This window comes from Oceanobacter sp. ABM4_470, from assembly GCF_056158645.1.
In genome coordinates, this window is record NZ_JBSWTR010000001.1 from 3,037,850 (window position 1) to 3,058,754 (window position 20,905).

Sequence of the window (20,905 nt, forward strand, 5' to 3'; positions counted from 1 at the left end):
CCAGCTCCTAATCAGCCTGTTAATCCATTACTTTGTTTGGCAGCCACAACACAATGTCCGGGAACACCATGCAGAGTATGAGCACAAACAGGTTCACCAGAATAAACGGCGTTACCGAACGGTAGATTTCACCCATGCCCACATCCGACGGCGCGATGCCCTTGAGGTAGAACAAAGCGAAGCCATACGGCGGCGTTTGTACCGCAATCAGGATGTTGATGATCATCAACACACCAAACCAGATCGGGTCGTAGCCCAGTGACACAGCAATTGGCGTAAACAGCGGCGCGCACATCAGTACGATGATGAATTCGTCGATGATGAAGCCCAGCAGCAACATGATCAGCTGGAACATGATGATGATCATGATCGGCGGCAGATCGAGACTGTTGGTAAAGTCGGCCACCATGGACTGCACGCCCATCAGCAGGTGGAAGTTACTGAACACCGAAGCACCCAGAATAATCCACATCGCCACGCTCACCAGAATGCCGGTCTGCAGGCCCGCGAAGCGGAACATATCGACTTTAAAGCGTTTGAAGATGATCGCCAGGATCACCGCACCCACTACGCCCAGCGCACCGGATTCGGTTGGTGTAGCAATACCGGTAATGATGGAACCCAGTACCAGTACGATCAGCAGCATCGACAGAATGCCGTCACGGGCAATCTTGATTTTCTGCGGTACTGGCAGCTGCAGGTTTTCTTCGTCAGCAGCGGTCTTTGGTGCCTTTTCCGGGTTCAGCTTGCAGCTGATGACCACGTAGGCAATCAGACAGGCAACGGTGACCAACGCCGGAATCATGGCACCGAGGAACATACGGCCAACCGAGTTCTGGGTGGCAGCAGCAAACATAATCATTGGAATGGATGGCGGAATCAGGATACCCAGCGCACCACCGGCCATGATCACACCCAGCGCCATACGGCGGTCGTAACCACGCTCCAGCATCGGCTTCAGAGCAATGGAGCCGGAGGTCATGATGCCAGCACCAATGATGCCCACCATGGCGCCAATCATGGAGCACACGCCAATCACCGAGATCGCCAGTGAGCCACGAACCTTACCAATCATCATCTGGCTGGCGTTGAACATGGCGTCGCCAATACCGGATTTGGTCAGCAGCTGACCCATATAGATGTACAGCGGAATCGCCAGCAGAATAAAGCTGAAGAAGGTCGATTCAATGGTGCTTGGCACCAGGTTGAAAATGCCGTCACCCCAGGTCAGGTAGCCAACCGCCATGGCGATACCGCCCAGCGCCAGACCCACCTGTGCACCCAGTGCAAAGGCCACAAGAATACAGCCGAGCAGAACGGCAGTGAGCAATTCAATTCCCATTGCGGATCTCCTCAGGAAGTCTTCTGGGCTGACTCGGACGAGTCAGAGGTGTTGTCGGAAAAGTCGTCGTCGCTGTCGTCGGCTTCGTCGGCGGCCATCAGAGGCTGGCCGGTAACCAGACGGTAGACGTTGGCAATGAAGTCACGGATCAGCTGCATCAGGAACAAACCGGCAGCAATCACAATCATCACCCAGAAGTGCCACATCGGCGCCGACCACTCGCTTTGGGTGCGGTAGTCAAACTCAATGGCTTCTTCGTATTTGCCCAGCGCCATGATGATCATCACGTAGAGGAAGAACATTGCCAGCGCGCCGGTGAGCAAATCAAAAATACGGCGTGAGGTACCCGATACCTTCAGGTACAGGATGTCGACGTTGATGTGAGCGCGTTTTTGCTGGGCGTAGGCACCGCCAAGGGCGGCAATGTAACCAAACAAGAACAGGGCTGTGTCGTAGCCCCAAATGGTTGGTGCATCGAGGACGTAGCGCGAGAACACCTCAAACGCTACCACACCGGCAAGAACCGGCATCAGCATGGCGGCAATGTGTCCGGCCACCATCACGATTGCATCGCTGGCGCGACACAGGAATTTCAGGATTGGAGTCACCATAAAGGGGTCACCAGGGAGTTAAATAACGATCTTCAGAGCGAACGACGCTTGTGGCATCGGGGTTTGGGGCTCCCGTACGCGCTGCGCTGACGATTCGCCATTTTGGTTTGCACGGCAAAATCACGGACTGAGGCCATGGAATCCCTGCCACAGCTGGCCTGTTCGACTGGCATCCTTACCAGCGTGTCCGGGTCTTTCTTGTTTGACTGACGCATCGGCGGCATCGCTGCTGCTCGTGGCCATTTGTTATTTACTTCAGTGGCGTTTTGAAACTCGTGTTGGGGACCCCGGGCTTCAGTGCTGTTTACGCCTCTAACGGCTGTACGATATTTCGTGCAGCCAGAAACAACAACGCCGCAGAGCATTCCTGCCCCTGCGGCGTTGTCGTCACATCAGTGATCAGGAATCTTTTTTCAGAATCTCGATCAGCTGCTTGCTGTACTTGTCTTTGGCAGCGTACTCGTCGTACAGGCCAGCACCAGCGGCTTTCCAGGCAGCCTTGTCAGCTTCGCTTGGCTCTGGAGACCACTTCAGACCTTTGGCTTCCATTTCAGCCACGGCTTCAGCTTCCCACTTCTTGGAGTTTTCCAGCTGCTCTTTAGCGTGGATTTCAGTGGCCTTGCGTACGGCAGCTTTCTGATCCTCGTCCAGCTTCTTCCAGGCGTTGCGGTTAACAACGATTGGCAGTACCTGAGCGCCAGCCAGAGGCAGCTTGTACATGTACTTGGCGACTTCAACGTGGTTACCGTCGCGGTGGTCGATCATGTTGGAACCGATGGAACCGTCGATCACGCCAGTGGCCAGGGAGGTGTAGATTTCAGACCAGGCCAGGGAAACCGGGGAAGCACCCAGGTTACGCAGGAACTTGCCGTAAGCGCCTGGCGCACGGATCTTCATGCCCTTGAAGTCTTCAACAGAGTTGATTGGCTTCTTGGTGATGATGTAAACCGGTGGCTGAATGTATGGTTCCAGCCATACCATGCCCTGGGAACCGTAGGCTTTTTCCAGCACCTTGTCCCAACCCTTGTTGTGGAACAGGTCATACAGTTCGTCGGTGTCAGCGGTGCCGCCTGGCAGACCGATTTCAACCACACCGGCAGGCAGTTCACCAGCGTGCATGGACTGGAATGGAGCACCCATGGTGATCAGACCGGTTTTAACCGCACCCAGCAGACCTTGGGTACCAACGCCTTCACCAGAGTACAGAACCTGTACCTTGATCTCGCCGTCAGACAGCTCTTCGATGTTTTTGCCCAGGTTTTCGTACAGCTCACCGAACGCAGTGCCACGGCCGTACAGGTTGCTGAAGCGCCAGTTGTGCTCAGCAGCAGCGGCAGTTTCAGCGACCAGGCTTGCGCCCGCAGCCAACATCATGGCAGAGCCCGCCAAAGCGGAGCGAATGCTCTTTTTTATTTTCAACATAACAGCAGTCCCATTTTTGTGGTTGCCAGCCTCGATCGTCGAAACCGGTCTGAATGTTTGGACACAGGCCATTTTTCCCAAACGGCTGATCTCTGTGTGGAATTCATATTTTCAAAAGCCAGAATCTGGTTAAATCCAGTGCGGTTTACGTAAAGGTTGATGAAGCTTTACGTAAGTACAAAAATTAACCACCCCGCAAAACCCGATTTAAACGTAAACTGGCATCTTTTGCCCCGAATTTGCACTAAATTGAGGCGTGCACCATGAACCGCAAATATTCGCTTGGCCAACTCGGTGATTACGAAATCAAGCAGCTGAAAATTTTCAAAACCATTGTCGAATGCGGTGGCTTCAGCGCAGCCGAGGCGCAGCTTAACATCAGTCGGCCAACGATCAGTATCCACATTGCCAACCTGGAATCGCGGCTCAACCTCACACTGTGCAAACGGGGGCGTGGTGGTTTCTCGCTGACCGAAGAAGGCAAGGTCATCTACGAACAAACCCACCATCTGCTGGATGCGCTGGAAGGGTTTCGTAACACCATCAACAACCTGTCGTCGTCCCCTTCCGGCCAATTGAAAGTGGCGTTAAGTGATACATTTTCCACCGACAGCCGCTGCCAGCTGACCGACATCATCCGTAATTTCAACGCCGAAGCGCCGGATGTGGAGCTGAAAATCACCGTCGAACACATGGTCGATATGGAACGCAAGGTGCTCAGCGACGAGCTGGATATCGCCTTCATCCCCTACCACCGCAAGCTTGAGGGGCTGGAATACATCCACCTGTTCAGCGACCGCTGCTACCTCTACTGCGGCCCCGGCAACGCCATGTTTGACCTCGACGACGCCGACATCAGCGACCAGCTGATCAACAGCATTCCGCTGATCCACGCCGGCCTCAAACCCCACGAAGAGGTATACGCCCAGATTGCTGAAATGAACCTGATGGCGGTGTCCTACCACTACGAAGCCCGCATGGCCTTGCTGCTGTCTGGCATCTACGCCTCGTTCCTGCCAGAAACCTACGCCCAGCCTTTTGTTGAGCGCGGGGAACTGCGCCGGGTTGCACCAGACAAACGCTTCTACACATTGGGGGCTGCGGCCATCAGCAAGAAGAGCGCACAGCCAAACAGAGCCCGAACCCTGTTCCTCAACACGGTTCGTGGCATCCACCCGGACGGTGGAAAGTTGGCTCCATATTGATCAAAGTACAGAGTATTTACCCATATACCCATAAAATCTGTAGTGAATTCAGCCGATCAAAAATCAAGCACCAGAATGAAACACAAGGCGTTTTTCTGGTGCAATTTACCCTCTGAAAGCGGTTGAACAAACCGTAACCAACACGAGACAAAGTCGACAAAAACGTTGAATCATTCAACCTAAGCACCGATGCCAAAGTAGTAATTTACGTTGTAAAAACCGCGGGCTGCCATCCAGATCACCAGAAATACCCATCAGGGCATATACAAGCGGCCAAATGAAACGCGGCACAATGCCTTAATCTGAAAACCATCGCACCAGTTACGCACGACTGAAACGGGGAGCAACATGAGCAACAACACGCTTGAGTACTGGCAAACCAAAGCCGCACAAACCGCCATACCGGCTAACGCCTGGATCAACGGCAAACCGGCACCGGCCCTGTCTGGCAAAACCCGCTCCTGCATCAACCCGGCCACTGGCAAGGTGCTGGCCGAAGTCGCCGAATGCCAGCCGGAAGACGGCGATCTGGCCGTCAACATCGCCCGCGACACCTTCAACAGCGGCGTGTGGTCTAACATGGCACCAGGCGAACGCAAAAAGATTCTGGTGCGCTGGGCTGAATTGATCGAAGCCAATCTGGAAGAAATCGCCATTCTGGAAACCCTTGATGCCGGGAAGCCGATCTCAGACACCACCAGCGTCGACGTTCCCAGCGCCATCAACACCATTCGCTGGACCGCTGAAGCCATCGACAAGGTATACGGTGAAATCGCCCCCACCGCACCGGGCACTCTGGCACTGATCGAACGCCTGCCATTGGGCGTGGTGCTGGCGATTGTGCCGTGGAACTTTCCGCTGTCGACCACCGCCTGGAAACTGGCGCCGTCACTGGCGGCCGGTAACTCCGTGATTCTGAAGCCTGACCCGAAAACCCCATTAACCGCCCTCAAGCTGGCCGAACTGGCTACCGAAGCCGGGCTGCCAGATGGCGTCCTGAACGTACTGCCGGGCGACGGCCTGCCACTGGGCCAGCACCTGAGCCTGCATCCGGACATCGACGGTCAGACCTTCACCGGCTCTACCGCTGTTGGCAAACTGCTGATGCAATACTCAGGTCAAAGCAACCTAAAACGCACCTTCCTCGAACTGGGTGGCAAGAGCGCCAACATCGTCTTTGCCGACGCCGACCTCGATAAAGCCGCCCTGTGGGCCGCCGTTGCGGGCTTCTATAACTGCGGCCAAACCTGCACCGCTGGTACTCGCCTACTGGTGCAAGACAGCATTTACGATGAATTCCTCGAAAAAGTTGCCGAGTACGCCAAAGGCTGGCAACCGGGCAACCCACTGGACCCTAACACCAGCATGGGTGCAGTGATCGACCAACGTCAGATCGACACCATTCAGAAATATATTGGTATTGGTAAGGAAGAAGGCGCTGAACTGCTGTTTGGTGGCGAAGCTGTTGATGGACTGGGTGGTGAACTGGCAGGCTGCTACCACCAGCCAACCCTGTTCAAAGGCGCCTGCAACGACATGACTATTGCTCAGGAAGAAATCTTCGGGCCGGTAGTGTCTGCCATTCCATTCAGCGACGCCGATGACGCCATTCGTATCGCCAATGACAGCAAATACGGTCTGGCTGGCGGCGTCTGGAGCCAGAACATCAGCACCGCCTTAAAAGTCGCCAACGGCGTACGCACCGGCACCATGGGTGTGAACAACTACTTCGGTGGCGACATCACCGTACCGTTCGGCGGCTTTGGTGAATCCGGCAACGGCCGCGACAAATCACTGCATGCACTGAATGACTACACCGAACTGAAAACCACCTGGATTGAGTACTGAGCAGTTATAACAGCTGATCCAGCAGTCGGCGCGCCTTCAGCGCCGACTGCAAATCTCCCCCGACATAGGCCTGCACAATCGCTCCCTCTTTTAGCAGCGCCACATGATTGGCAACCGATTCATCGCCCCCGGCCAACACCACCTGCTCACGAATTTTCTCCAATATCGCTTGCTTATGTTCAGCACATTGCTGGTGTATGGGGTGCTTCAGGTCAGAAAACTCGGCACTGACGTTAATAAAGTAGCAGCCATGAAATTCCGGCATCACAGCGACGCGTCCATTAAACCAGTCATCCAAAGCCATAAAGGCTTCCATCAGCGCCGGCTTGCCTGCCGCAACCGTATCCATTCGACCAAATAGCCACTGTCGGAACAGAGAGTCGCGATAACTGACCGTCGCAGCCACCAGCGCTTCCTTGCTGGCGAAATGGTTATAGAGCGTTTTCTTGGCAATACCCGACTCGTCCAGCACCTTATTGATGCCTACCGCGCACACCCCTTGCCGATAAAAAAGCCGGAATGCCTGCTCAACCAACTGCTCTCGTTTATCCAATGCCAAGGCCCTGTTGTCTGTGAATGAAAAGGATATTGACAGAGGTAGACCACTCTGTCTACCTTGAAAGAAGACCGATCGGTCTACCTGACTATAAAGACTCGAAAGCTGTCTCACTACAAGGAGCAAACATGACTGCACTCACACGAACAAAATTCCACACGGCGGCATTGGCCGGACTGGGCGCGTTTGCCTGCATATTCATGCTGGCCGCACTGGGAAAACTGCAACACGGCCTGTGGCTGATGGCACCGTTTGGCGCCACCATGGTGATCCTGTTCGGCTTACCCGCAAGCCCATTAGCTCAACCCAAAAACATCGTTGTTGGCCATTTACTGACTACGGCCATCGGCATCGCCTGTGCTGGCATTTTCGGAGTCAACGAATGGAGTCTGGGACTGGCCGTTGGCATTGCCGTCATGGCCATGATGATGACCCAAACCGTTCACCCACCAGCGGGAGCCAACCCACTTCTGGTCATGTTGACCGGGGCCGACTGGCACTTCCTCGTGTCGCCGGTAGCGATTGGTGTCGCCATGATTATCCTGTTTGGCTTTGGCTATCACCGCTGGGTATCAAAACAACGCTGGCCACAGCAGTGGTTTTAACACTATTGGCAGCAAAACCTTCAATCTCTGCTATCTATTAATAGACCTGCCTGTTTTTTAGCCACCCCAGTCGGGAGGTCTGTATGAGCCGCTTGGGCGAACCCTACATCACTGCGCTGCTGATTCTCGTTGCTATCCTGACGTTCAGCTCCATTAACCAGAGCCACAGCTCGACCACCGATTGCAGTCAGATGCCCGGTGTCTGGTCGGGCAAACGCACCTGGACCGGGGGCGATGTCAGTCATTGGGTGGCGCGCTCGCAGCCGGATGGCCGCTACTATCTGGACGTGATGAAAACCGACGGCTCGGTAGACTACCGCCTGCAAGGCAGCTGGGTGTGCGACCCGTTCACCCAAACCCTGCAAACCAGCACCACCGACATGCTCGGCCAGCAGCACATCGACCAGTATCGACTCCTGACCCTGAATGAAGATCAGCTGGTGTACCAGCAGCTGAACGAGGACGGTGTGGGGCTGGTGTTCAAAAGCTGGCGGGTGATGGGCACGCAGGATTTCTAGAGGGGACATCTATTTAATCCGGTGCTCACTCTGGGCTGCCGGATGGTTTCGAATCACGAAGCCGACTTGTAGGCCTGACGGGTCAAGTCAAAAGTCGGCGACACAGAGTCGAGATCATCCGGCAGCCCCCGCAGGGCGCGGGTTGCCGCCGCCCAGTGCGGTGTTGACGAACTTGAAAAGACTCGACCGGACAGGTTCGTCATTTCGCTGCATTCGTCGCCTTGAACTGAACAACGGCAACACTCGCGCACGACTGCATGGATGCAGGAGGTAGGGCGAAGCAGGAGGCCCGAGCCGAGAGCCGTGCAGGATTAAATAGATGTCCCCTAAAGGCCCGCGTTCGCCGAAGATATCAGGGGGATGTGGACTGATTCAGTCACCCTGCCAACAAACCCGCGGATTGTTGCTCAATGGCAGCGACGAACCAGCATTTTTATACGATTTTTCCATTGACCAATAGGTCAATATTACCCGTTAATGAGTCGCATGGACTTTTGTAATCGATGGAGAGAATCATGCTTCTCAAGGACGGTCGCCTGCCGCTGAATACCCGCGAACTGAAACAACAACGCAAGCGCCTTGGGCTAAGTCAGGACAAACTGGCCGAAGCCTGTTTTGAACAAGGTTTTGTTGTTTCCATCTCCTCCATCAAACGGGCCGAATCCGGTGCCAACGTGCTTTACCGTACCGCGAAGAACCTGGCCGAGTTCTATGGCATAGCAGTCGAACGCCTGCTGTTAAATACGTCGCAGCCTGACGATGCAGAAACACTCGCCCCTGCCACGCTCGCACAGCAGGAACGACAACCAGAGCGTCTTTCCGACGGGCAAGCCAGCGCCATTAACAGCCTTCCCCATCTGTCTCTGAAGCTGCAATATCACTCCTCGGTCAATCCCCATGTGTTGCTGTCGCTACTGTCGAACCAGCGTGTTGTAACCCCACCAGAGTCCGGCTTTATGTGCATACACTGGCAGCCGGATGACGAAGATGAATACATTTTTGAGCGCATTCGCAGCCAATGCGACATGCTCTTGCGCACCTTTCCAAACCAGCTGAAGCTGGTTCTGGAAGCCTTGGCCCCTGCCAACCATGCCGAATCTCCGGTGTTTCCATGTCTTGATTGGGGCGACATCGCTGCCTGTTCTGTGTTTGTGTCATCGGATGACTTCACCCCCGTTGCCCGAATGGAATCGGCGCAATACAAGGACATGTACAGGGTGTCGCTGCTGAAGACAGAGCAGGAGGATTTTGTCGGCAGAAAGAATGAAACGTCCCAACTGGAAGCTGCCATCAATCATTTGGTGATTCAGCAACAAGGACAGGCAATCTGCCTGTCCGGCATGGCCGGTATTGGCAAGACCCGTTTGCTCAAGGAAAGTCTTCGTCACGCCCATCGGCTCTCATGCCACATCAGCCAATTGCAGCTGCTGAATCGGGGCGTGGTCGACAACCATGCTCCCATTAATGCACTGGTACGAGCGCTGCACGAGTTTGACCTCGACGACGAGGATCACTTTATTCGCAATCAGATGCTGCTGTCTGCCGTCCCCTCCCAGTCCCATCTGATACTGCTCTGGTTGATGGGGGTGGAGCTGAATCTGACCGAAAAGCGCCTGCTTGAACTGATGGACTTCCAGACTCAGCAATCCGCCATTGCTCATGCTATTGAGCACATTATGGCTGAACGCACCTCCTATCCTCCGCGCATTATTTGTCTGGAAGACATGCACTGGGCCGACGACCGATTACTGACGGCCATCAAAGCCATGCTGCCTGAGCTTCAGTCCTCCAATATTCTGTTGCTGATGACCTTTCGTCAGCAACATCAGCTGTCCCAGCATCAGGACTGGTTTCATCACGTCGATCTGATTGAACTGACGCCGCTTTCCGATTCAGAAGCCGAGCAACTGGCCCACCAACTTTGTCAGCAGCAGTCCCATGCAATCAACGCCAGCGCCACGGACAGCACCCATATCCGGCACTGCCTTGCCATGGCAAAGGGGCATCCACTGTATCTGCGGCAGTCGTTGCTGTGTGCGCAAACACAGCAAGTCGTGCCCGACTCGATGGAACACCTGGTCGCCGCCCAACTCAGCCGACTGACCAGTGCCGACCTCAGAGCCATTCAGGTGGCCTCGGTACTGGGGCAATGCTTCCAGCTCGAGCAACTGCGTGCCATCACAAAAAATCCGGGGTTTGTGCCCGACCAACTGCTTACCCTCGGCCTGATCAAACGCCAGGGCAGTCAATTTATGTTTCATCACGACCTGATCTGCAGTGCGGTCATTGCCCAGATACCGGCCGCTGAATTCAAAACCATCCATCAACACTGTGCACTCTGGTTCAGCGATAAGGATCGCTACGAATACGCGGTACATTACCTCCGCGCGGGCGCACCAGATGCAGCCGTCGTGGTGCTGGAAACGACCCGGCAATTAATGGAGAGCTTCCAGCCACAAAAAGCGCTATCGCTACTGGAAGCGGTACTCGACAAGGACAATGGCCACTCCACCAGCAGGGAGCAAAAAGCACAGGCACTGAACCTGAAAGGTCTGTGTCTGTTCGCCATGGGCAGGGTGAATGACTGTATTCCTGCGCTGGAAAGTGCCATCAAAAAGTCTTCCGGCCATACAGCATCCACGAGCCATTCACCGTTACCCACCTACCTGCTGGACCTGGCCACCACGTACCGCATGACGGACCGCAATGAAGAAGCCATGAGGGTACTGGACGAGTCCCAGCAGCTGGCGCAACAGCAGCACCAGTTTGCGGTGTTGGCCGACATCCACAGCATGCGCGGCAATATGTTGTTCCCGACCGGTGACCTTGGTGGCTGTGAACGTGAGCACCAGCAGTCACTGGCTTACGCAGAACGACTGAAAGACCCGGCGGCCATGGCTCAGGCAAAAGCGAAGGCCCTTGGCGGCCTGGGGGACTGCGCTTATGCACAGGCCAAAATGACCACCGCCTACCAGGCTCTGCAAGCCTGCCTCGACCTGTGTAATGAACATCAACTACTGAAAGTGGAAGCCTCCAACCGCTATATGTTGGGCACCGTTTTGATCTACCAGCTGAAATTTACCGACGCCTTGCAGGAGCTTCAGTTAGCCTCCAATCTGGCGCGCCTGACCGCTAACCGCCGTGCCGAAATTGTTTCCCGACTGACCACCGGCTGGATACTGCTGGACCTTGGTGCATTGGCGCAGGCAGAACAGGAAATTCAGACCGCCATGACGCTGGCCGAGCAATTACAAGCCAGCCGATTTGTCGCCTTTTTACTGGAATCCAAAGCCCGCTTGTTGTGGCAGCAAGGTAAACAGCAAGAAGCACAAAGTGCCATCAGCAAGGGCATGACGCTGGTGAAAGACAATGGCATGGAGCGCTTTATAGGCCCGTGGCTGTGCGCAACACAGGCTTTGGTCGGCAACCAACGAGAAGCCATAGAAGCGGCATTGGAACAAGGAGAGGTCTGGCTGCAACAGCCCTGCGTCGGCCACAACTACCTGCGCTTTTATCAGCAAAGCCTGCAAACGGCCTGGCGACTCCAACAACCCGATCGCATCAAACGCTACCGCGACCGGCTGGAAGAATTTACCCGTGCTGAACCAAACCCCTGGGCCAATCTGTACATGGAACAGGCCGACCTGATGTTGCGACTGATCCACCAAACGGCTTTTGCACATGAACTGCTGGCGTTCAATCAGAAGCTGGAAACCATGGGCATCGAAACCGCCAAGGTGGATATTCGAATGATGCAGGTTGAGAGCGGTACTGCCAATCAGGGCCACTGAACACACGCTACTCAGCTAAAAACAGGCAGCCCTAACAGGAACAATAATTCAGGAACAATAAAAGGAGTGATAAAAGGAACCACATACAAGCGTGGCTCCTTATTGACTGGCTCAATCGCACTGTCGATCAATCGCAAAGCGTCGAGCCAGGGTGTGACTTGAGGCAAGAGTTTGCATTCAGAATTCCCCACACAAAGTCGGTCTGAACAGCACTGAATTCATTGGTGCCCGCTTCAAAGAACCAGGACGGGTCCGGGCTGCCGTTGAATACATTGTTGTAACCGATTTCGCTCAGGAACCAGGCCTGACCAACCCCCGGGTTAGCGGGCTCTCCGGATGCCTGTACCGATGCCTGAACATGACAGGTCATACACGAGGAGGTATTCACAAAACCACCTTCCGTCACCGACTGCCCCACCACCGTTGGAATCCCGTAGTTGGTGGTGAACGTGGTTTGGGAACCCTTCAAGCGGTAGTTCAGCCAGGCGGATTGCTGCGGTGCAGGCTTGTTACCAAAGCCGACTTCGCCATGGCCAATACCCACGCTTGCAAGTAGTGCAACAAGATCATCTGCCAGAGGCTCAGCCTTGTAGACCTTGCCAAGATCGAAGATCACATCCCTCAGCCCATCAGGCATGGTGTGCGGGCTGATGAAGTTCGCCGGATCAGACCCACTGTTGGTGTTCAAATAGCCAAAGGAATCGTTACAACCAATAAAGTCACAACGCCCCTTGTTGTTAACGTGCTCAAACGCATACCAGTGCCAGGTTGGAATGGCCTTGGAAGACGCCGTCACAGAAACCAGATAATAAGGTGTTAACGGGCCACCCGCGTCGCCATTCTTTTGATACGGCATCAGTGTGGTGATGTAGGGGTTCTGTTTGGGCTGCGGAATAGGCCGACCTTTTTTCCAGCTGCCTTCCGCAATCAGCCCCTGCTGTTGCATCACCGGCAGTGGAATCCAGTCGACCTTGAACATCACCGAATCCACTGGAAACTGCACGCTATTGCCCCACCGCCTGCGCGTTGGCGAGGAGTCCGATTCCCCGGACGCTTTACTGAACGCATTCGCCAGACCTTCGGTGTAATACAGGCCGTTGTCTTTTATGTAATCGAACATGGGTTTGTTCCGATACACAATTTCCGACTCTTGCTGACGGATAACCCGACCGGCATCCACGCTCGACAGCGGGCCATTGGGATGGCCAGCGGTTTCATCCAGTTTGTAATTGGCAAGCGGTCGCTCCGACGTGCCCTGATAAAAATCGGCCGGATAGTATGGGCATTCGCTGGCTTGCTCGATGAATTGGCCGGGCGTTGTGGGTTGGCCAGTTCGACTGCCGCCCCAGCCTACCGTCTGGCAGTTGAGGAAAGACACCGGGTCGGTTGGCCAAATGGTTTCGTCTGTCGCCCAGTTGACCCAGAATTCACCTTTCACGGCTTCGATAAAGCCTTTCCAGGCCCAGGCATCAGGGCAAGAAATGGCGGGCGCTGACGTTGCTTTGGGAAACGTCAGCTGGCCATCCGAGTAAGTCATCTCACACGCGCCACAACCGGCATCTTTAATCTGGCTATGAAAGAACATAGCCGACTCGATACGGTTTGGACCTTGCTCATCACGAGGGACCCTCTGAACAACTCTGCACAGCTCTGCGTGAGTCCTGCAGGTTGGTAGAACAAGGCGGCGAATGCAGCGGAATGGCTTGCCCTTTCCAAATTCGCCAACACCGTTCTGGCGGCCTGCAGGCCGCGCCCTACGGGGATAGCAGGGCATTGCTGACTCTGTGTCGCTGATTTTTGACTTGACCCGTCAGGCCTGCAAATCAGCTTCGTGACTCAGCTTCGCCCTGTCATCCAGAGCGGGCACCGGGTTTTTCAGAGGGTCCCTAGATACATACGGTGCAATCATGATCAATGAAAACACCATCCATACGTTGCTTAATTTCATGATATTCATTCCTGCTGATTGATAGTTATTATTGAAGGGACTCTCTGAATAATCTGATGCTCGAGGGGGTGGCAATGCGGGTTACCTGGAGAGTCCTGAAATTACAATTAACCGTCATCACCTCCTCTTTTGATTTTACAAACGCAATCCCTGAAGGGTTTTTCGTTAATGGAATCGGCCAGATCCAGAACCGCCGGCGCAAGGTCTTTTTTATTGAGCCGGACTTCAACCAAATAGGGCTTGTCCGGGTTGGCCTGAATTGCGCTCAATGATTTCGACAGATCTGCGTTGTACTCAACAGCGCGATATTCGATATCCCAGGTCGATGCCAGCTGTTGATAATTCCACTTTGGTAGCTCATCAAACAGCGCAAAGTCCCCCGCTGGGCTGAACGCGCAGATGTTCACAAAGGATTGCTCAATGGCGTAAACGCCATTGCTCATGACAAACACCACGCTGTTCAGACGATTGCGTTTAATGGTCGATAGCGCCTGACTCATCATCATGAAACCGCCATCACCGGCAATCACCACCGAGCGTTTCGACGTGCCATCCACATCCGTCAGCCCCGCCATATCAACGCCAATGGCGCAGCCGGTTTCGTGGCCCAACGATCCCCAGGCGGCGTCGCTGACAAAGCTTCCTTGCGGCATTCCGTTCATACGAATCGCCATATACAGGGACGAACTTTCGCCCAACAGGGTCGTGATACCGTGCTTTGGCGCACGACTGTCAGGCGTGTGTTCTGGTGCCGTGTTCACGAACTGATTCCAGATATTGAAAAAGCTCTCGTACGACACCGCCTCGGCTGGTGACTGTTCTGCTTGATAGCTATCAGTGGCAGGCAAGCTACCGGGATCAATGGGAAATTGGCTGCTGGTTTCAAACTGTGCCAGCAGACCTGCAATCGCACTTTGCAGCGAGACCGGTTTCATCGGCGTGTTGCCAACACGAGTGCCACTGTCCGCTACGGCGATCATGTCGTCGTATTGGTTGTTCAGCAGGTCCAGATAGTCGTCGGTGAAAATCGCCCCAAGGCACAGAATCGCATCACATTGGGCAACATAGTCTGCGGTTTCCTGCAGTGATGCCGCGCCCGCATAGGTGCCAATAAACCCAACGTCAGTTGCGTTCTCGTCCAATACCGTCTTCGCCAACGAGGTGGTGGTGTACGGAATACCAGAGGCTTTGAGCAGGGCAGTCACGTCATCCTCTAGACCGTAGCGGGAAACCTCAATACCCAAAATCACCAAAGGCTGGCGTGCCGAGCTCAGCTTGCTAAATGCAGGATTCACAAACTCAGCCAGATCGGTTTCGCTCGTATCCTGCAGCGCTTTATCCAACAAGCCAACAGGCTCATCGCAAGGATCAGACCAAACGTTACTCCAGGCCTCCAAATAAATGGGCCGCTTGTTCTGTATCGCCAGTGTCAGCGCCCGGTCGATTTGTGCCGGTGCACCGGTGGCACTGACGAGCACTTCCGAATACACAGTGACCGCTTCAAAGACGGTTCGATCGGCGTCCAGATTGCCTGTTGAGTGGTGAAACAGCGCACCGGTTTTGGCGATGATTTCGCGTTCAGAGGCGGATGGACTGGCAGAAATCACCACCACCGGATTACGTTCAACGTAGGACCCGGCAATGGCGTTGAGCACACTGAAGGTGCCGACGCCATACTGAACGGACACCGCCCCCAAACCACGATAGCGGGCGTAACCATCAGCGGCGTAACCGGCTTCCAGTTCATTGACCGTACCCACCGCATCAATGCCATCGAAGTTGTCCAGCGCCGTCATAAAGCCGGTGACGTAGTCGCCCGGAACCTGAAAGACCTTTGCCAGTCCCTGCTGCTGCATACGGACCAGAAGATAATCCGCAACGGTGAATGGGTTACTGTTGGGCATGATTGATCCCCTCGTACGCAAAGGTAGTCACTTCATTCAGGGTTGCCCGAATGGCCGCGTTGGCCTTGGTGGCAGAGTCGTTCTCAGGAACGGGGTACGGCTCTGTCAGCAACTGAGGCACCCAACGGCTTAACGATGGCAAGAAGGTATGTGACGCGTCGCTGACCTTGAGCCAGGATGGCGCATCCAAACCGTAAAACTCCTCCAGCATGGATTCCGCCACCACCAGCGCGCCTTCAACCCAGCCCTGATCGTAGGAATAGGCTTCTCCCACGATGTAGATGTCTTCACTCTCAACCGGGTGACGCATCTTTTGCATCACCTTGTCGAGTTCAAAGCCGGCCTTCCACTCGTGCCAGCCACCACCATAAGGCTCATGGCCCCACTCCTGATAAACGGCGGAATACGGCTGCGGCAGCTGCTTCTGATTGTGCACCGCTTCAAGCTGGCGCTGCGCCGCTTGCACCATGGCGTCGGAAATCTGGAATTCGTGATTGGGCACAATGCTTTCACCGGCGGCCAGCGTCACACCGGCTGGGGTATAGCCTCTGAAGGGCTGACCAGCTTCAAGACCTTTCCAGTAAGGCACGGTGCCAATGTCGTTATAGGAAGCCATCAACAAGGAATTGGTGCTGACTGAAACGTCGCTGGCGTCACATTCGGTGCCCATGTAATAAGTCTGACGAATCGGCAAGTCAGTCACCGAGCGACCGTATACCAGCCCGAGGCTACGCCACCACGGCGATTCATAGGCCATGAACATTTTGAAGGCTTTCTGGATCAGCACCGACGGGATGTTGCTTTGCAGCCATTCGTCCTCGAAGTAATCCGATTTGATCAACTCCAGCGAACGACGAGGCATGGCCAGGATGACTTTCTTTGCCTGCACTTCGACACAAGCGTCATCGGTGTCGATGGTTTTGCCGGAATCGTCGGTACTGGTGGGCTGGAAAATCAGCGTATAACGGGTATCTGAGCCAGGGTCTATGCGGATTTCAGCCAAGCGCATATCCATATGCACCGCACCACCCAGCTTCTCGAAACAATCGCACAAGGTCAGAGGAAGCGTCTGGAAACCCTGTTTCAGCCCCAGGAATTGGGTATCGTCCTTGTATTCGGTGGCAGGTAACTGAGTCACCGCGTTGGCATTGGCGACGTTGGCCTCGTAGCCACCGGCGTCTTTCATAAACTGATAGGCTTCGTTGCTGAGTACACTCTCCAGCAAATTCCAAAAGCCGTATTGCCACATTGGCTTGCCGTTCACCTCAACGGCCATTTGTTCTGCCAGACTCATATCGGCAAAGCCCGGGCAAATCAGGTTCATCACCTTCACTTGCATGTCTTCCGGGCCATAGCCCCGTTCCGACCAACCGAGGTTGTAGGGAATACGGTTCGGGCATTCGGTAAAGTCGCGATAACGGAAGTACTGGCCGCGCAAATAGAAGAGATTGTTTTCAGTGCCTGCTTTGGGCGAGTCCTTCACCTTCGGGTCCAGTGGCAATGACGACCCCATTGGAAACTCTTTGATTGCCAGTTTCAGTTCATGGACCAGGCTATTCACCATTGGGTGATCTTCGGCAATCCAGCGCATGCCACCCAGCTCGGCCACCACATTGTCCAGCCCCGGGATTTTGCGACTGTAAAGCCGCCCACCAATACGGTTGCTGTATTCGAACAAGGCAATGCTCTGTTCAGCGCCACTTTGCTGCTGCAACCGCCAGGCGCTGTATACGCCCGACACACCGCCACCAATGATTGCCTGATCCAGCACCTGCGGTGATTGATTGTTTGAGTCCATCCGTTTGCTCCAGTCACTTGGGGTCTACCGGAAAAAACTGTAGCAACCACCAGCACCGGACTCGGTATCAGCTTGGTATCAATAGCAGCCGTTGTTGCAAATCTGCAGTCGCACGCTGCGGGGGCAACTGATACTGCGGGCGGTCACAAAATTCGTTATCAATAGCGGCACACTCCAACAAACGGATTTTGGTATGCCTTCCGAAAAACTGACCGCCCTGTCTCAAGCTCTCACCAACTACACCCCGGAATTACAGCGCCTCGGTGTATTGGAAACCTATGCCCTGAACATCCATGAATCCCGTCGCTTCCGGGATCAAATGATCGAAGCGGGCTTTCCACCAGCCCGACTGCTGATGCAAGGCGACCCCAAAGCCGGACTGATTCCGGGCCTTAGCGCCTATCAGGCCGAGTGCCTGGTGTTCAATACCCGTTATCAGTACCAACCCTTTGCCATCGTCATGTGCGAGACCACCCGCGAAGTGCAACAGGCCTATCAGTTGGCCAGCCAGCTCAACCTGCCGATTCGTTTGCGGGCCGGTGGCCACGACCATGCCGGTGAAAGCAGCGGCGACAATGTCATCCTGATTGATGTCACCGGTATCCGGGATTTCACAATGGAAGGCGATGAAGCCCAAATCGGCGCTGGCTACCGCTTCTACCAACTGACCCCTGAGCTGGCCAAAGTCGATCGCATGATCGCCCACGGCACCTGCGCAACCGTAGGACTGACAGGGTTTATTCAGGGGGGTGGCTGGGGTCCATGGACACGTAAATACGGCATGTGCTGCGAGCATCTGATGGGTGCCATACTGGTGCTCGGCGACGGCTCGGTGGTCAAGGTTCACGAAGATGGCGGCGAGATCATTGAGCATTTCGACAACCAGGGTCAGCCTATCCTTCTGGGAGAAAAAGGCACGCAACTGGACGCCACAGAAAACAGCGACCTACTGTGGGCATTGCGTGGCGGCGGCGGCATGAGTTACGGCATTCTGACCCGTCTCTTTATCAAAACCTTCCCGCTGCCAGCCACCATTCGCCGCTTTCAGATTTACTGGAACAACGAGCCAGACAGCAAGACCCCGTCTGCCGATTGCACCACTCTTGAAGTACTGCAAACCTGGGAAAACGTCATCAACAGCAACGCCACACCGGGCCTGCTGGGAACCAACCTGCAAATCAATGCCATGAACAACACAGGTTGCGGCGATGACTATGCCAACTGGAAACATACCTGTCTGATGTATGGCTACTGGGAAGGAACCGAAGACGCGTTAAAAGCATTCGTCGATGCGCATTTTGGGAAAACCGGCGTCAACGTCGATACCGACCTGCAAATTGGTGCCGCCAGCGGGGCCGACCACGAAAGCAATAAATACGAACACCGCCTGATGAGCGACTGGGGTCGTGACTCCCTCTACGACAGAATGCTCGACAAAGGGCTGGATAACCTTCCCTTGCTGCAAGGCACACCCTTCAAGCCCGACTACGATGCGCCGGCACCGCATAAAATCACATCGCGCTTTGTCACCGCCGACGGCCTCAAAACAGGCAACGGCTACCAACAATTTCTGCAGTCGCTGACCTCACCGCTGGTGCTCAAAGACAGCCGCGATCATGGCTTGAACAGCTACGTTACACTGGGCGCGATTCAGGGAGATTTCTACATTGAACAGCAACAAAGCCTGGATGTGGCCTTCCCCTACCGGGACTGCCAATACACCATCCAGTATCAAACCTGGTGGAATACCCTACTGCTTGAAAAGCTGGCCCAACAAGACAGCCCGGTATTCGTCGACACCAACCGCGCCATGGACTGGATTGATGAGGGCCGAATGGCAGACATCGACGGCACCAAAGGCGCATTCATTAGCTTCAAAGACCCGGCAGTACCCACCGAACAGTACTTCGACAGCAGCTACGAACGGCTGGTATCGGTGAAGCAGAACTGCGTCAAAGACACCTTCAACCACCTGAGAACCCGCAAAACCATCGTCTAATTGGGCTTTAACGTCAAGCTCAGCCACTGGATGGCGTTAATCGTCATCCGGTTCGCTGCTCACCCCAACGCATCACGCAGACTGAAGTACAACATCGCCGCCGCCAGGCCGGCGTTGTGAAGGACGCCGTTGTTCGGCAGCGGCGCGCAGGGAATTTTCGACAGCACATCCAGCTGTTCAGCCTGTCCGCGAATCGCGCTGGCCAGCGTAACGCCACCGACGGCGGCCATCACCATGCCATGGCCGGAATAACCATGGGCGTAGAGCACATTGCCTTGTGGTTTGCCCTGTACCACCAGCTTGCCAATGCTTGGTGTTCGATGGCGGGTCACGGATACAAAGCCGCCCCACTCGCGGGTGAAAGGGGTTTCTTTTAGCTGTGGATAAACCGCTGCCATGCGGCGGTGCAGTTTGGTTTTCAGGTTCACCGGTGGCTTGTTGGTAAGACCTACCCGGCCACCCCACACCAGCCGACCAGCGGCGTCCTTGCGGAAGTAATTGAACAGATTGCGGGTATCAAACACCGCGCAGTTGGCAGGCAGTACAGAATCCGGCACCGGCTCAGTGGAGCAAATATAGCTGCCCACCGGCATCGCCTGTTTGCCAAGTTCCGGCACCAGTTTGTCGAGGTAGGCATTGGCGGCGATCACCAGCCAGCGGCTGCGAACTTCCGCCGTCGCGGTTTTTACCACTACGGTTGCACCGTATTGAATCGCCGTTACCCGGCTGTGGCCGAATATTTTAGCGCCAGCTTGCTGGGCAGCACGGGTTAAACCGAGGGTGTAATTGAGAGGGTGCAGATGACCGCCATTGGGGTCATACAAACTGCCAGCAAAGGCCGTTGAGCCGGTTTTGCTGGCGGTGTCGGCGGCATTGAGTAACTGCACCGGGTAACCAAACCGGTCCAGCTGTTCGGCGCTGTGCTGCAAGTGTTCGAGATGGGATGGGCGAATGGCGGCTTCCATTTGTCCGGCCTGAAAGTCGCATTGGATCTGGTGCTGCTGAATGCGCTGGCGCAGCCATTGGATGCCCACCACCGAAGTATCGAACACCTGTTTGGCCAATTGAGTCCCCAGCTGACGTTGCAGAGCAGCGCCGTTTTCTCCGGCACCAACAATGATCTGACCACCAGAGCGACCGGAAGCGCCCCAACCGGGTTGTTCGGCTTCCAACAGCACGACGGAATAGCCTTGCTCGGCCAGTTCCAGTGCCGCGCTGATGCCCGTCAGTCCACCACCAATAATGGTGACATCGGCGTCCAGCGAGTCATTCAGCTCAGGGAAGTCCGGCAGCTCGTTGGCAGTTGCCCGATGCAGACTGTGCTCAGCGTTCACGCCCAGACTCCCTGTGTTTATTGA

Annotated in this window: 15 protein-coding genes; 6 read left to right on the forward strand and 9 right to left on the reverse strand. The window is 55.0% G+C overall.

What is annotated here, in order from left to right; translation table 11 throughout:
* Nucleotides 1-19 precede the first annotated feature (19 nt).
* The 3 genes from ACXADJ_RS13490 to ACXADJ_RS13500 form a co-directional block, all read right to left on the reverse strand.
* Complete coding sequence (locus ACXADJ_RS13490; protein ID WP_475066741.1) at nt 20-1,342, reverse strand: TRAP transporter large permease; 1,323 nt, start codon at nt 1,340-1,342, stop codon at nt 20-22.
* 11 nt (nt 1,343-1,353) lie between these two features.
* Nucleotides 1,354-1,953 carry a TRAP transporter small permease subunit gene (locus ACXADJ_RS13495; protein ID WP_475066743.1) on the reverse strand — a complete coding sequence of 200 codons (600 nt, stop codon included), beginning with the start codon at nt 1,951-1,953 and terminating at the stop codon, nt 1,354-1,356.
* Between the two features lie 399 nt (nt 1,954-2,352).
* On the reverse strand, nt 2,353-3,327 hold the full coding sequence (locus ACXADJ_RS13500) for a TRAP transporter substrate-binding protein (protein WP_475068197.1): 975 nt from the start codon (nt 3,325-3,327) through the stop codon (nt 2,353-2,355).
* A gap of 311 nt (nt 3,328-3,638) precedes the next feature.
* Between ACXADJ_RS13500 and ACXADJ_RS13505 the strand changes: the two genes are divergently transcribed.
* Both ACXADJ_RS13505 and ACXADJ_RS13510 read left to right on the forward strand, forming a co-directional pair.
* Entirely contained in the window at nt 3,639-4,580 is a 942-nt protein-coding gene (locus ACXADJ_RS13505; RefSeq protein WP_475066747.1) for a LysR family transcriptional regulator, read from the forward strand.
* Between the two features lie 348 nt (nt 4,581-4,928).
* Complete coding sequence (locus ACXADJ_RS13510) at nt 4,929-6,428, forward strand: aldehyde dehydrogenase (protein ID WP_475066751.1); 1,500 nt, start codon at nt 4,929-4,931, stop codon at nt 6,426-6,428.
* Between the two features lie 4 nt (nt 6,429-6,432).
* Here the strand turns inward: ACXADJ_RS13510 and ACXADJ_RS13515 are convergent, their stop codons facing one another.
* Nucleotides 6,433-6,987 (reverse strand): TetR/AcrR family transcriptional regulator, encoded by a 555-nt coding sequence (locus tag ACXADJ_RS13515; RefSeq protein WP_475066756.1) that lies wholly within the window; start codon nt 6,985-6,987, stop codon nt 6,433-6,435.
* Nucleotides 6,988-7,112: 125 nt separating this feature from the next.
* Between ACXADJ_RS13515 and ACXADJ_RS13520 the strand changes: the two genes are divergently transcribed.
* The 3 genes from ACXADJ_RS13520 (at nt 7,113) to ACXADJ_RS13530 (ending at nt 11,898) form a co-directional block, all read left to right on the forward strand.
* Nucleotides 7,113-7,589, forward strand: a complete 477-nt coding sequence (locus tag ACXADJ_RS13520; RefSeq protein ID WP_475066758.1) for an HPP family protein — start codon at nt 7,113-7,115, stop codon at nt 7,587-7,589.
* Between the two features lie 83 nt (nt 7,590-7,672).
* Nucleotides 7,673-8,107, forward strand: a complete 435-nt coding sequence (locus ACXADJ_RS13525) for a hypothetical protein (RefSeq protein ID WP_475066759.1) — start codon at nt 7,673-7,675, stop codon at nt 8,105-8,107.
* Between the two features lie 515 nt (nt 8,108-8,622).
* Nucleotides 8,623-11,898 (forward strand): AAA family ATPase, encoded by a 3,276-nt coding sequence (locus tag ACXADJ_RS13530; RefSeq protein WP_475066761.1) that lies wholly within the window; start codon nt 8,623-8,625, stop codon nt 11,896-11,898.
* A gap of 127 nt (nt 11,899-12,025) precedes the next feature.
* Here ACXADJ_RS13530 and ACXADJ_RS13535 read toward each other — a convergent pair whose 3' ends face one another.
* From ACXADJ_RS13535 to ACXADJ_RS13550, 4 genes are all read right to left on the reverse strand, one after another.
* Entirely contained in the window at nt 12,026-13,483 is a 1,458-nt protein-coding gene (locus tag ACXADJ_RS13535; protein WP_475066764.1) for a hypothetical protein, read from the reverse strand.
* A 225-nt stretch (nt 13,484-13,708) separates the two neighbouring features.
* A complete protein-coding gene (locus tag ACXADJ_RS13540) occupies nt 13,709-13,846 on the reverse strand; it encodes a hypothetical protein (RefSeq protein ID WP_475066766.1) in 138 nt (45 codons plus the stop codon).
* Between the two features lie 107 nt (nt 13,847-13,953).
* Complete coding sequence (locus ACXADJ_RS13545) at nt 13,954-15,750, reverse strand: alpha-keto acid decarboxylase family protein (RefSeq protein ID WP_475066769.1); 1,797 nt, start codon at nt 15,748-15,750, stop codon at nt 13,954-13,956.
* Complete coding sequence (locus ACXADJ_RS13550) at nt 15,737-17,548, reverse strand: flavin monoamine oxidase family protein (protein ID WP_475066772.1); 1,812 nt, start codon at nt 17,546-17,548, stop codon at nt 15,737-15,739. The genes ACXADJ_RS13545 and ACXADJ_RS13550 overlap by 14 nt, the downstream gene beginning before the upstream one ends.
* Nucleotides 17,549-17,741: 193 nt before the next feature.
* Between ACXADJ_RS13550 and ACXADJ_RS13555 the strand changes: the two genes are divergently transcribed.
* The gene (locus tag ACXADJ_RS13555; RefSeq protein ID WP_475066774.1) at nt 17,742-19,547 is read left to right on the forward strand and encodes an FAD-binding oxidoreductase; all 1,806 of its coding nucleotides are present in this window, start codon (nt 17,742-17,744) and stop codon (nt 19,545-19,547) included.
* Nucleotides 19,548-19,606: 59 nt separating this feature from the next.
* Here ACXADJ_RS13555 and ACXADJ_RS13560 read toward each other — a convergent pair whose 3' ends face one another.
* The gene (locus tag ACXADJ_RS13560) at nt 19,607-20,881 is read right to left on the reverse strand and encodes an NAD(P)/FAD-dependent oxidoreductase (protein ID WP_475066776.1); all 1,275 of its coding nucleotides are present in this window, start codon (nt 20,879-20,881) and stop codon (nt 19,607-19,609) included.
* Between the last annotated feature and the right edge of the window lie 24 nt (nt 20,882-20,905).